Origin of the sequence: Aureibaculum algae (assembly GCF_006065315.1) — a bacterium.
Lineage (GTDB): Bacteria > Bacteroidota > Bacteroidia > Flavobacteriales > Flavobacteriaceae > Aureibaculum > Aureibaculum algae.
Genome location: NZ_CP040749.1, coordinates 924,543 through 938,315 on the forward strand (window position 1 = coordinate 924,543; position 13,773 = coordinate 938,315).

The 13,773-nt window shown below is 34.0% G+C and carries 13 protein-coding genes; 11 read left to right on the forward strand and 2 right to left on the reverse strand.

What is annotated here, in order from left to right:
- Positions 1–20 precede the first annotated feature (20 nt).
- Positions 21–635 (reverse strand): ribosome biogenesis GTP-binding protein YihA/YsxC, encoded by a 615-nt coding sequence (yihA, locus tag FF125_RS03700; RefSeq protein ID WP_138948513.1) that lies wholly within the window; start codon positions 633–635, stop codon positions 21–23.
- A 69-nt stretch (positions 636–704) separates the two neighbouring features.
- Positions 705–1,469: an alpha/beta fold hydrolase gene (locus tag FF125_RS03705; RefSeq protein ID WP_117881698.1), complete on the reverse strand. Its 765-nt coding sequence runs from the start codon at positions 1,467–1,469 to the stop codon at positions 705–707.
- 222 nt (positions 1,470–1,691) lie between these two features.
- On the opposite strand from FF125_RS03705, the gene mraZ reads away from it, so the two are divergent.
- The 11 genes from mraZ to FF125_RS03760 are packed head-to-tail and all read left to right on the forward strand — an operon-like array spanning position 1,692 to position 13,772.
- Positions 1,692–2,165 (forward strand): division/cell wall cluster transcriptional repressor MraZ, encoded by a 474-nt coding sequence (gene mraZ, locus FF125_RS03710; RefSeq protein WP_117881696.1) that lies wholly within the window; start codon positions 1,692–1,694, stop codon positions 2,163–2,165.
- Positions 2,140–3,045, forward strand: a complete 906-nt coding sequence (gene rsmH, locus FF125_RS03715; RefSeq protein WP_175418863.1) for a 16S rRNA (cytosine(1402)-N(4))-methyltransferase RsmH — start codon at positions 2,140–2,142, stop codon at positions 3,043–3,045. The genes mraZ and rsmH overlap by 26 nt, the downstream gene beginning before the upstream one ends.
- The gene (locus tag FF125_RS03720) at positions 3,046–3,369 is read left to right on the forward strand and encodes an FtsL-like putative cell division protein (RefSeq protein ID WP_117881695.1); all 324 of its coding nucleotides are present in this window, start codon (positions 3,046–3,048) and stop codon (positions 3,367–3,369) included. It abuts the gene before it with no gap.
- Between the two features lie 4 nt (positions 3,370–3,373).
- Positions 3,374–5,353 (forward strand): penicillin-binding protein, encoded by a 1,980-nt coding sequence (locus tag FF125_RS03725; protein WP_138948515.1) that lies wholly within the window; start codon positions 3,374–3,376, stop codon positions 5,351–5,353.
- Positions 5,350–6,813 carry a UDP-N-acetylmuramoyl-L-alanyl-D-glutamate--2,6-diaminopimelate ligase gene (locus FF125_RS03730; RefSeq protein WP_138948516.1) on the forward strand — a complete coding sequence of 488 codons (1,464 nt, stop codon included), beginning with the start codon at positions 5,350–5,352 and terminating at the stop codon, positions 6,811–6,813. The genes FF125_RS03725 and FF125_RS03730 overlap by 4 nt, the downstream gene beginning before the upstream one ends.
- A 16-nt stretch (positions 6,814–6,829) precedes the next feature.
- Entirely contained in the window at positions 6,830–8,068 is a 1,239-nt protein-coding gene (mraY, locus tag FF125_RS03735) for a phospho-N-acetylmuramoyl-pentapeptide-transferase (protein ID WP_138948517.1), read from the forward strand.
- Between the two features lies 1 nt (position 8,069).
- Entirely contained in the window at positions 8,070–9,404 is a 1,335-nt protein-coding gene (murD, locus tag FF125_RS03740; RefSeq protein WP_138948518.1) for a UDP-N-acetylmuramoyl-L-alanine--D-glutamate ligase, read from the forward strand.
- Entirely contained in the window at positions 9,405–10,607 is a 1,203-nt protein-coding gene (locus FF125_RS03745; protein ID WP_138948519.1) for an FtsW/RodA/SpoVE family cell cycle protein, read from the forward strand.
- Positions 10,591–11,685 (forward strand): undecaprenyldiphospho-muramoylpentapeptide beta-N-acetylglucosaminyltransferase, encoded by a 1,095-nt coding sequence (murG, locus tag FF125_RS03750; protein ID WP_138948520.1) that lies wholly within the window; start codon positions 10,591–10,593, stop codon positions 11,683–11,685. The genes FF125_RS03745 and murG overlap by 17 nt, the downstream gene beginning before the upstream one ends.
- A 6-nt stretch (positions 11,686–11,691) precedes the next feature.
- Positions 11,692–13,044 (forward strand): UDP-N-acetylmuramate--L-alanine ligase, encoded by a 1,353-nt coding sequence (murC, locus tag FF125_RS03755; RefSeq protein WP_138948521.1) that lies wholly within the window; start codon positions 11,692–11,694, stop codon positions 13,042–13,044.
- 5 nt (positions 13,045–13,049) lie between these two features.
- Positions 13,050–13,772 carry a cell division protein FtsQ/DivIB gene (locus tag FF125_RS03760; protein WP_138948522.1) on the forward strand — a complete coding sequence of 241 codons (723 nt, stop codon included), beginning with the start codon at positions 13,050–13,052 and terminating at the stop codon, positions 13,770–13,772.
- Position 13,773: the final 1 nt, after the last annotated feature.

The window sequence follows — 13,773 nt, forward strand, 5'->3', positions numbered from 1 at the left end:
ATTTTACTGCTACTTTTTTTTTACTCCTCTTGCGATGCAATCATTGTATTTAATTCGCCAATATATTCTAGCAGTTCTTCTTTCCCATCTTTTCCTGTTGCGGAGGTTACAAAAGCTCTAGGGATAGCTCCCCAACCAGCTTCTAACATTTTCTTTTCAAATAGTTTTAAGTTTTTGTGAATCGCACCCGGTTTTAGTTTGTCTGATTTCGTAAAGACAAGCATAAACGGAATTTCATGCTCTCCTAAAAAACGCATAAATTCTAGATCTACTTTTTGCGGTTCGTGTCTGCTGTCAACTAAAAGAAAAGTACAAACGAGTTGTTCTCTTTTTAGGAAATATTCAGTTATAAACTCTTGAAAAACTTTACGTTTACTTTTGGAAACTTGGGCATAGCCATAACCAGGTAAATCTACTAAAAACCATTCGTCATTAATTTTAAAATGATTGATTAGTTGCGTTTTTCCAGGTCTTCCTGAAGTTTTAGCCAATTTGTTTTGATTGACTAACATGTTAATCAATGAAGATTTTCCTACGTTAGATCTTCCGATAAAGGCATACTCTGGAATTTGATCTGTAGGACATCTTTTTATGTCTGTATTGCTAATAACAAATTCAGCGGTTTTAATTTTCATATTTCAAAAATCAATTTATAAGTACTATCAGGAAGTATCGTTATTTAATGAGGGTAGCAGATGTATGTCTTACAACTTCTCTTGATTTAACCATGCTTCCAAATGCTCATTGAACTTGTCTGGGTGCTCCATCATAGGGGCATGTCCACATTTGTCAATCCAATATAGTGTAGAATTTGGGAGTAGTTGATTAAACTCTTTAGCAACTTCAGGAGGTGTAACCTCGTCGTTTTTACCCCAAATTAATCCTGCTGGTAACTTCATTTTAGGCAAGTCTTTTGCCATGTTATGACGTATAGCACTTTTGGCAATGGCTAATGTTCTAATCAATTTGTTTCTGTCGTTTATGCTTTCATATACTTCATCAACAATTTCTTTTGTAGCCACTTTTGGGTCATAAAAAACACTTTCGGCCTTGTTTCTTATGTATTCATAATCACCTCTTTTTGGGTAGCTTTCACCCATAGAGTTTTCGTATAAACCAGAACTTCCAGTTAGCACAATTCCGTCAACTTTTTCTGGATATTGCTTTGTGTAGTAAAGTGCAATATGACCACCAAGAGAATTGCCTAATAAAATATAATTATCGAGTTTTTTATGCTCGGTAAATGATTTAATAAATTTTGCCAGATTTTTTACATTAGTTTTTAGTATTGGAAGCTTATAAATAGGTAATTCTGGCATTAAAATTTTATACCCTTTTTTGGAAAAATATTCAAAAACTTTATCGAAGTTACTTAGGTTACCCATCAATCCGTGTAAAATAATGATAGGTCTTCCTTCGCCAGCTTCTAAGTAATTAAATTTCCCTTCTTCCTTGTATTCGTATCCCATTAAAAATTGGTTTGTTGCGTTATTGACAAAAATAATGATTTTGGATTAAAGTACTGCAATTCTTTAAAATGATCTATCATTTATTGCCAAAAAAATGAACAAAAAATTTAAATGCTTATCAATCAATGCAATAAATTTCAAGATATAAAGTTATTAACAAAGTGGTAAAAAATGGTAAAAAGTGGTAAAAATCTGTATATTTGTGCTTAAATATTGCATCAAGTGGTAAACCTGATTGGGACATACGAATGTAAGGCCGATAAAAAAGGTCGGTTAATGTTGCCATCTCAGCTTAAAAAACAACTGAATTCTGTTATAGATGAAGGTTTTGTGATTAAGCGAGCGGTGTTTCAACCCTGCCTTGAAATTTACCCAATGAGTGAATGGAATGTGCTAATGCAAAAAGTGAACAAGCTGAATAGGTTTGTGAAAAAGAACAATGATTTTATAAGAAGGTTTACGGCTGGTGTAAAAATGGTCGATTTAGATGCTTCTGGCCGGTTATTAATACCGAAGGACTTGCATTCTTTTGCAAGTATTTCTAATGAAGTAGTGTTGTCTTCAGCTGTGAATATTATTGAGATTTGGGATAAGGATAGTTATGAGAAAGCAATTGATGATGCTACGGGAGATTTTGCTCAATTGGCAGAAGATGTGATGGGTGGCGAAAATGACATTCCAGATGAGTTATCATAATCCTGTATTGCTTACTGAAAGCATCGATGGTCTAGAAATAGAGCCTAATGGCATATATGTAGATGTTACATTTGGTGGAGGTGGTCATTCTAAAGAGATTTTGAGAAGGTTAGGTCCTGAAGGTAGGCTTTTTGCTTTTGATCAAGATGAAGATGCATTGCTGAATACTATTGATGATGATCGATTTGTGTTAATTCATGAGAATTTTAGATATGCTTCGCGATTTTTAAGGTTTTATGGTGTTAAAAAGGTAGACGGAATTTTAGCTGATTTAGGTGTTTCGTCACATCAGTTTGATGTTGCTGAACGAGGGTTTTCTACTCGTTTTGATGCTGAATTAGATATGCGAATGCATCAAAAAGCTAAAAAATCTGCTTATAAGATTATCAATCAATACAGTGAAAAGAGGTTGGGCGAAATTTTGTTTATGTATGGCGAGTTGAGAAACTCAAAAGCATTGGCAAAGGAGATTGTTGAAAGTCGAAAAAATGAACCAATTAAAACTAGTTTTCAGTTAAAAGAGGTTTTAAAAAGGTTTTTACCAAACAGTAAAGAACATAAAATTTTAGCTCAGATTTTTCAAGCAATTAGAATTGAAGTTAATGAGGAGTTAGATGTGTTAAAGGAGTTTTTATTACAGACTCAAGATTTGTTAGAAGAGGGTGGTAAGTTAAGTGTGATTTCCTATCACTCGTTAGAGGATAGGTTGGTAAAGAGATATATCAGAAGTGGTTTGTTTGAGGGTGAGCCTGAAAAGGATTTTTATGGAAATTATTCTGTTCCATTTAAAAAGGGAAAATTAATAGTGCCATCCGCAAAAGAGATTAAAGAAAATAATAGAGCACGAAGTGCAAAACTTAGAATAGCAACAAAGTTATAGATGGCTAAGGTGAAGCAAACTTTATATAACATTTTAAAAGGTAAGTTTTTAGTAGACGAAGGTGCACCTAAAACGTGGTACATGCTTGTCTTTTTAGCGGGACTCGCTTTGTTTATGATTGCAAGTTCTCATGCTATTGATAAAAAAGTGCAAGAAATAGCTGTTTTAAATAAGGAAATGCGTGAAAAGCGTGACGTTTTTATAGCAACAAGGTCTCAGTTGATGAAACTTAAAATGGAGTCGTCAATAGTGTCAAGGTTAGAGGAAAGAGGTTTGTTTATGCCTGAGAATCCACCGAAAAAAATAATGGTAAAATCAGAGTAAAAAATTGGCAATAGAAAAAAAGAACATATTAAATAGATTGTATTTGTTAGCTGGTGCTATGTTTTTGTTCGCATTGGCCATTACGTACAAAGTTATTGATATTCAGTTTATTCAGGGTGATTTTTATAAGGAAAAGGCGGAGAGTCTTACCGTGAAAGATTTTGTAATAAAGGCGAATAGAGGTAATATATATTCTTCAGATGGAAGTCTTTTGGCAACCTCTGTTTCGCGATTTGATATTAAAATGGATGCTGTGACAGTGTCTAAGGAAAATTTTGAAAAAAATATAAAAGGACTAAGTAAATCCTTGTCTCAAATGATTGGAAAATCGGCTAGCTATTGGGAGAATTACATACGTAAGGGTAGAAAAACGGATAGTAGGTATATGCCAATTACTCGTAATCTGGGATATAATGACTATTTGAAAATTAAAAGCTTTCCTATGTTCAATTTAGGAACGTACAAAGGAGGGATTATTACAGAGCAACGTACGGTGCGAGAGCATCCCATAGGCAAAATAGCAGAGCGAGCAGTAGGATATGATGATGGTAGAGGAAGAGTGGGTATAGAAGGTAATTTTTATGAGTTTTTAAGAGGGAAAAATGGTAAACGTTTAAAGCAAAAAATTGCAAAAGGACAATGGAAGCCGTTAAATGATAATAATGAGGTAGAGCCAATTGATGGTAAAGATGTTATCACTACGATAGATTTAGATATTCAAGATGTTGCTCATCATGCGTTGTTAAGTCAGCTACAGAAATTTGAAGCTGAACATGGAACTGTGGTGGTTATGGAAACTAAAACGGGTGAAATTAAAGGGATATCGAATTTAGGTCGAAATAAGGAGGGTAATTATTATGAACGATTAAATTATGCGGTAGGTGAATCGCATGAGCCAGGTTCTACCTTTAAGTTAATGAGCTTGATGGTAGCTTTAGAAGATAAGGTTATTGATACATCTACAGTTATAGATACAGATGATGGAACTTATAAAGTGTATAACAGAACGGTGCGTGATTCGCATCGAGGTGGTTATGGTAAGATTTCTGCAGGTCGCGTTTTTGAATTGTCTTCAAATGTTGGTGTGGTAAAAATTATAGAGAAGTATTATAAAGATAATCCTCAGAAATTTATTGATGGTTTAAATCGAATGGAAGTGGGTTATAAATTAGATGTACCTATCAAAGGAGAAGGGGTGCCAACATTGCCAAATCCAAATGATAAAGAACATTGGTTTGGAACTTCTTTGGCTTGGATGGCCTATGGTTATGGTGTGCATATAACACCATTACAGACATTGGCAATTTATAATGCCGTAGCAAATAATGGTGAGATGGTAAAGCCACGATTTATAAAGGAAATAAGAAATCAAAATAATGTTGTTAAAACATATGATAAGGTAGTTATTAACCCGAAAATAGCATCTCAAGCCACCATTGACAAGATGAAAGTGCTAATGAAAAATGTTGTTAAAAAAGGTACTGCTACAAATATTTACAATAAGAATTATGAATTGGCGGGTAAAACAGGTACGTGTCAAACTGAATATTGGACAGATAATACACAGTATATAGCCTCTTTTGCAGGTTATTTTCCAGCTGATAATCCTGAGTATTCATGCATTGTGGTAATTCACAAGCCTAATAAGAAAATCGGATACTACGGTAATGTAGTTGCGGCACCTGTGTTTGAGCAAATCGCTCATCAAATATATACAAAAACACCTGTAATGGATGAGGTGAGTGGTTATAAACAGAGCCCTGAGATGATAGTTGAGAATTTTGATAGCTATAATGTTAAGGCGAATAAAAAATATGAAACCATGCCTAATCTTAAAAATATGAATGGGATGGATGCTGTAGCCTTATTGGAGAATTTAGGATTAACAGTGGTTTTTAAGGGTACAGGAAAAGTATTGAATCAGTCCTTGAAAGCAGGTCAAAAATTTGATAAAACTAAAATAATAGAATTAACACTTTCGTGAAAAAGTTAAAAGACATATTGTATAGAGTAGCTGTTGAAGCGGTATATGGGAGTACCGATATTGACATAAACACCCTTGTTTTTGATTCTCGAAAAGTGACAGCAAACGATGTTTTTATAGCCATTAAAGGAACAGTAGTTGATGCTCATCAATACATTTCTTCAGTAATTTCTCAGGGAGCTACTGTTGTTGTGTGTGAAGATTTACCTGAAAATTCACAAGATAATGTTGTTTTTATTGTGGTGAAAGATTCGCAAGAAGCCTTGGCGATCATGGCTGATAATTTTTATGAAAATCCTTCTAGAGAATTAAAATTGGTAGGCGTTACTGGTACTAATGGAAAAACAACCGTTGCAACATTGCTTTATAATTTGTTTAAAAAGGCAGGGTTTAAAGTGGGATTGTTATCAACTGTAAAAGTATTGGTTGATGATCAAGAGTTTCCGGCAACACATACAACTCCAGATTCATTAACCATCAATACATATTTACGAGCGATGGTTGAAAATGGTGTTACGCATTGTTTTATGGAGGTAAGTTCGCATGGAATTCATCAAAAACGAACAAAAGGATTGCATTTTACAGGTGGTATTTTTACCAATTTATCACATGATCATTTAGATTATCATAAAACGTTTGCGGAATATAGAGATATAAAAAAATCATTTTTTGATGAATTACCAAAAACGGCTTTCGCTTTGGTAAATATTGATGATAAGAATGGTAATGTAATGCTTCAAAACTGTGAGGCAAAGAAATATAGTTATGCTTTAAAAACGGTTGCAGATTATAAAGCGAAGATTTTAGAGAACCAACTAGGTGGATTGCTCTTGACTATAAATACACATGAAGTTTGGTCTAAGCTCATCGGTACTTTTAATGCTTATAATCTTTTGGCAATTTATGCTACTGCAGATTTAATGGGGTTAGAGTCTATAGAGAATTTAAGGTTGCTCAGCGAATTAGAGAGTGTAAGTGGAAGGTTTCAATACTTGATTTCTGAAAGTGGAATAACGGCAATTGTTGATTATGCCCATACGCCAGATGCTTTAAAAAATGTATTGGAAACCATAGGTGCTATTAGAACTAATAATGAAAAGGTAATTACTGTAGTAGGTTGCGGTGGTGATAGAGATAAGACAAAGCGGCCAAAAATGGCACATATAGCTACGCAATTATCCAACCAAGCCATTTTTACTTCTGATAATCCTAGAAGTGAAAATCCACAAACGATTATTGAGGAAATGGAAGCTGGTGTAGAACCTCAAAATTTTAAAAAATACATATCTATTGTAGATAGAAAACAGGCTATTAAAACGGCAAGTGCCATGGCTGAAAAAGGAGATATTTTATTGATAGCGGGTAAAGGTCATGAAGCTTATCAAGAAGTGAATGGGGTAAGAGCTCATTTTGATGATTATGAAATCATCACAGAAACATTAAAGGAATTACAAAAATAAAAACAACAGCATATAGATGTTATATTACTTATTTGACTATTTAGATAAACATTACCAGCTTTCTGGTGCGGGATTATTTCAATTTATCTCCTTCCGTTCAGCCATGGCATTTGTGTTTTCTTTATTGATATCTACCATTTTTGGTAGAAGGATTATCGATAAGTTAAGACGTCTTCAAGTTGGTGAAACTGTAAGAGATTTAGGACTAGATGGTCAAGTTCAAAAAGCGGGTACGCCAACCATGGGTGGTATAATAGTGATATTGGCAACATTGTTACCTGTTTTGTTATTTGCGAAATTAGATAATGTATACATCATCATTTTAGTGGTTTCTACCGTTTGGATGGGACTCATTGGTTTTATTGACGATTATATAAAAGTATTTAAAAAGAATAAAGACGGTTTAAAAGGAAAGTTTAAGGTTTTAGGACAAGTTGGTTTAGGTGTTTTTGTAGGGCTGATGCTTTATTTTTCTCCACAGGTTGTCATCAAAGAAAAAATAAACGGTCCGGCAATTGTACAAACACAGGAGTTTCAAACTGCAAATCCTTCAGCCTTATTTGGTAAGGAAACGAAGTCGTTGAAAACAACTATTCCGGGAGTAAAAAATAATGAATTTGACTATTCAAAACTAGTAAGTTGGATGGGAGATGGGTATGAAAAATATGCTTGGATTCCTTTTGTGCTGATGGTAATATTAATTATAACAGCGGTCTCAAATGGAGCAAATCTAACTGATGGTGTTGATGGTTTAGCAGCAGGTACTTCCTCCATAATTGTATTGGCCTTGGGGGTTTTTGCTTGGGTTTCTGGTAACATTATTTTCGCTAGTTATCTGAATGTGATGTATATACCCTATTCAGGTGAAATGACCATTTTTATTAGTGCTTTCGTAGGTGGACTTATCGGGTTTTTATGGTACAATACCTATCCTGCACAAGTATTTATGGGAGATACGGGTAGTTTAACGGTTGGGGGTATAATTGCAGTAATTGCAATTTCTGTGCGAAAGGAATTATTAATTCCTATTCTGGCGGGTATCTTTTTAGCTGAGAATTTATCAGTGATTATTCAGGTAAGTTATTTTAAATATACTAGAAAGAAATATGGAGAAGGAAGAAGAATATTCTTAATGTCGCCTTTGCATCATCATTATCAGAAAAAGGGATATCACGAGAGTAAAATTGTTGTCCGTTTTTGGATTGTGGGAATCATGTTAGCTGTATTGTCAATAATCACATTGAAAATAAGATAAGATGAAAAAGATAGTAGTGCTTGGTAGTGGTGAAAGTGGTGTGGGGACAGCAATGCTTGCTAAAAAAAAAGAGTATTCAGTTTTTGTTTCTGACAAAGGAACAATAGCTGATAAGTATAAAAAAGTTCTTTTACACAATGATATTGTTTTTGAAGAAGGAAAGCATACCGAAGGTAAAATATTTGATGCTGATGTAGTGATGAAGAGTCCTGGAATTCCAGATAAGGTAGCTCTTATACAAGAGTTATTGAAAAGGAATATTCCTATAGTATCAGAAATTGAATTCGCCTCCAAATATACGGATGCTATGCTGGTGGGTATTACGGGTAGTAATGGTAAAACAACAACGACCATGCTAACCAACCATATCTTAACAGCAGAAGGGTTAAATGTAGGTATGGCAGGTAATATTGGCGATAGTTTTGCATTGCAAGTGGCAAATGAAACTTATGATAAGTATGTATTGGAGTTGAGTAGTTTTCAGTTAGATGGAATCGTTGATTTTGCACCGCATATTGCAGTGATCACCAACATTTCACCAGATCATTTAGATCGATATGATTACAAATATGAAAATTATATCAATTCTAAATTTAGAATTACCAAGAATCAGACAGCGGAAGATTTTTTGATCTATGACGCCGATGATGAAGCCATTGAAAATTGGCTTAAAAACAATAAAGTAAAAGCACAGTTACTACCTTTTTCATTAGAGAAATCATTTGATAAGGGAGCGTACATAGAAGACGATAATATTATAATTAACACTAATTCAAACCTATTTACAATGAGTATAGCAGCATTAGCATTACAAGGTAAACACAATACAAAAAATGCTATGGCATCGGCCATGATAGCAAAATTACTAGGTGTGCGTAACAATACGCTTAGAGAGAGTTTAGAAGACTTTGATAGTGTTGAGCACAGGTTAGAACCGGTCTTAAAGATTAATGGTGTCCAATATATTAACGATTCAAAAGCTACCAACGTAAATGCTGCTTATTATGCGTTGGAGAGTGTTAGAACTCCTATAGTTTGGATTGTGGGTGGTACGGATAAGGGTAATGACTATACGTCATTATTGCCTTTGGTAAGAGAAAAAGTAAAAGCCATAATCTGCTTGGGATTAGACAATTCAAAAATTATAGAAACTTTTGGTAATGTAGTTGATTTTATGATAGAAACTGCTGGTGCAGAAGAAGCTGTAAAGGTGGCTTATAAAGTTTCTGAAAAAGGTGATACAGTGTTGTTAGCACCTGCTTGTGCAAGTTTTGATTTATTTGAAAATTATGAAGATAGAGGTAGACAATTTAAAGATGCGGTTAGACAATTGTAGATGACAAAAGTATTAAGAAATATAAGTGGAGACAGAACCATTTGGGCTATTATTACAGTATTGGCAATTTTTTCCTTTCTCCCTGTGTATAGTGCCAGTACTAATCTAGTAGGTGTAGTCGGAACCGGCACCACCCTAGGGTATTTGCTTAAACACGCTATGCTATTGGTCCTTGGTTTTGTAATCATTTATGCAACACATAAAATTCCGTATAGATATTTTAGTGGCCTTTCGGTGCTGTTAATTCCGGTGGTTTTAGTGTTGTTAATTTATACTTTATTTCAAGGGAAAACAATTAGTGGTGTAAATGCGAGTAGGTGGATAAATATTCCATTTGTTGGTATTGGTTTTCAAACTTCAACGTTGGCAAGTGTTGTGGTAATGATGTTTACAGCTAGGTATTTGGCTAGAAATAGAGAGAAGAAAATCTTTTTTAAAGACAGTCTATTCCAATTATGGATTCCTGTAGGTATTGTGTTGGCATTAATATTGCCCGCTAACTTTTCAACCACTGCAATCATTTTTGCAATGGTTTTATTAGTGGCTTTTTTAGGAGGTTATCCCATCAAATTTATAGGAGCTATTTTAGGTTCGGGTATTTTAATATTTACCATATTTATTCTTTCGGCAAAGGCATTTCCTGAGACTTTTAAAAATAGTAGAATCAAAACTTGGACTGCAAGGATAGAAAATTTCTCTAGTCCTAATGAGGATGCTAATTATCAGGCTGAAAAAGCAAAATTGGCAATTGCATCTGGTGAAATTCAAGGAAAAGGGCCAGGAAAAAGTGTTCAAAAGAATTTTTTACCTCAATCATCTTCAGATTTTATTTATGCAATAATTGTAGAAGAGTTTGGCTCTGCAGGTGGGTTTATGTTAATGATTCTTTATCTTTTATTATTGTTTAGAATTGTGATTGTGGCTACAAAAACGGATACTATTTTCGGTACATTATTAGTGCTCGGTGTTGGTATTCCTATTGTGTTTCAAGCATTAATAAATATGGCTGTTGCTGTAGGTTTATTTCCTGTAACGGGGCAACCATTGCCGTTAATAAGTACCGGTGGAACTTCAATATGGATGACCTGTTTTGCATTAGGCGTTGTGTTAAGTGTAAGTGCTGATAGAGAGGCGAAAATGGCAACCAATAAGAAGATAAATGATGATAACCCTTTAAGTGTACTACATGAAGCAATCGGTTAACATATTGATAAGTGGAGGCGGTACAGGTGGGCACATTTATCCTGCAATAGCGATTGCCAATGAGTTAAAAAAACGCAACGTAAATGCTAAATTTCTATTTGTTGGTGCAAAAGATAGAATGGAGATGGAAAAAGTACCACAGGCGGGTTATGAAATAAAAGGATTGTGGATTACAGGTTTACAGCGAAAGTTAACCTTAAAAAATATGGCTTTTCCATTTAAGCTAATAAGTAGCTTATGGAATGCAAGAAAAATTATTAGAAAATTTAAACCTGATGTGGTTATTGGAACTGGTGGTTTTGCATCAGGACCCACGTTGAAAATGGCTCAAAGTAAAGGGGTGCCAACCTTGGTTCAAGAACAAAATTCGTATCCAGGTATTACCAATAAGTTGTTGGGTAAAAAGGTAAACACGATATGTGTGGCTTATGATGGGTTAGAACGCTTTTTTCCAAAAGATAAAATTGTAAAAACAGGTAATCCTGTAAGGCAAGATTTGATTGAAGTTTCAACCAGTAGAGTGGAAGCACAAGAATATTTTAAAATCAATAAGAATCAAAAAACACTGTTGATTTTAGGAGGCAGTTTGGGAGCAAGAGCGATAAATCAGTTAATTGAAAAAAACATAGAATGGTTAGTAAAACAGCACGTACAAGTATTATGGCAATCAGGAAAATTATATTACCAAGAATACAAAAAGTACCAAAGTTTAGAAGGCGTAGAAGTGCTTGAGTTTATCAATAGAATGGATTATGCATACACTGCAGCGGATATAATTATAAGTAGGGCAGGAGCAAGTTCTATTTCAGAATTATGTATCGTAGGTAAACCAGTAATTTTTATACCCTCACCGAATGTGTCGGAAGACCATCAAACAAAAAATGCGTTAGCGGTTGTAGAAAGGAATGCAGCTATTTTGTTAAAACAAAGTGAGTTGGATGGTTTTGTAAGTGTATTTGAAAGTTTATTGCATGATAGTCATAAACAACAAGAATTAAGTGAGAATATTAAGAAGTTAGCCTTGCCAAAAGCAACGGAGCACATTGCAAACGAAGTAGAAAAATTAATTAATAGTTAGCATGTAATGGATTTAAAGAATATACATAACATTTATTTCATCGGTATCGGCGGAATTGGTATGAGTGCTTTGGCTCGTTTTTTTAATGCCAATAATTTCTTTGTAAGTGGTTATGATAAAACTCCATCTCCTGTTACTAAAGGACTAAATGAATTAGGTATTTCTATTCACTTTGAAGATGATATCAAAGCTATTCCTGAGCAGGTTTTTGATAAAAAAGATACATTAATAGTGTATACACCTGCTATCCCTAAAGATCATGCAGAGTTTAACTATTTTAAGGATCATGGCTATACAATTTATAAACGTTCTGAAATTTTAGGAGCCATTACTAAAAATACCTTTTGTTTTGGTGTAGCGGGTACGCATGGTAAAACAACGACATCAACTATTTTAGGTCATATTTTACACGAAGCAAAGTTAAATGCAACTTCCTTTTTAGGTGGTATTGCTGTGAATTACAATTCAAATCTGATTTTAGGTGGTGATAAGATAAGTGTGGTTGAAGCCGATGAGTTTGATCGTTCATTCTTGCAGTTGTCGCCCAATTTTGCCTGTATTACATCAATGGATGCTGATCATTTAGATATTTATGGTGAAGAGGCAGCGTTGACTCAATCGTTTAACGATTTTGCAAATCTAGTTTCCGATAAATTGTTTATCCGCAAAGGTTTGCCCATTGAAGGAATTACTTATGGAATAGAGGAAGGTGCAGATTATGACGCTAAAAATATAAAAATAGAGAATGGGACTTACATCTTTGATGTGCAGACACCAACAGAATTGTATAAAAATATTGAGATAAATATCCCAGGAAGACATAATGTGCTAAATACTGTGGTTGCTTTGGCAATGGCTGATAGTTACGGAGTTCCGTTGGCTACCATTGCTGAGGCATTAAGGTCTTTTAAAGGGATAAAGCGTAGGTTTAATTATAAAATTAAAACGGATAATTTAGTGTTGATTGATGATTATGCTCATCATCCAACAGAAATAAATGCGGTGGCAGATGCTGTTAGAGAATTGTTTCCATCAGATAAAATACTCGCTGTTTTTCAGCCTCATTTATTCACCAGAACAAGAGACTTTATTGATGATTTTGCAACAAGTTTATCAAAATTTGATGAATTAATTCTTTTGGATATTTATCCGGCAAGAGAAAAGCCAATTGAAGGAGTAACCTCTGAATGGCTATTAGGTAAAATTGACACTCAAAAGAAGCAAATTTCTACAAAAGAAGAAGTTATAAAAAAAATAAAAGCGTCAGATGCTAAGATTATTGTAATGATAGGAGCTGGAGATATAGGAGTATTGGTAGAGGAAGTGTATCAGAACTTTAAAATTGAAACGCAAAACTGAAAATAATGAAAAAATACATACCATTTCTGAAAGGTCTGCTATTGCTGGTTTTTGTGGTGTTTCTATATGGGTTTTCATCATCAAGAAATAAAGCAAAACGAGTAGAAAAGGTGAATGTTACTTTTGAAAATGGAGATAATTTATTCATAACCTACGAAACGGTTAATAAATTGTTAATACAAAATTATGGAAGACTACAAAGTCAGCCAAAAGAAGAATTATTTTTGAACAAATTGGAAGAGACGCTGCTTTCTAATGAAATGGTTGAAAATGCGGAAGTTTTTATTAACGTAGATGGTGAGTTAGGAGCTACCATTAAGCAAAAAAGACCAATTGCAAGAATAAATGAGAATGGATTCGCTTACTATATGGATAGTAATGGCAAAAAAATGCCATTGTCTAAAAGTTATTCTGCTAGGGTTCCAATTATAGAAGGTGTTAAAGAAGGTCAGATTTCTGATGAACTTTTTGAGTTGGCTACAATAATTGATAATGATGACTTCCTTAGAAAGCAAGTTGTAGGTATTGTTCAGCAGCCTAAAAAAGAATTTGTATTAAAGACGAGAGTTGGAAATCAGCAAGTTGAATTGGGAACAATGACCCAATTGGATGAGAAAATAAAAAAATTAAAGGTATTCTATCAAAAGGTAATCAAAGATAAAACCTTAGAAAACTATAAAACTATTAATCTTGAGTACATTAATCAAGTTGTGTGTACAAAAAAATAAA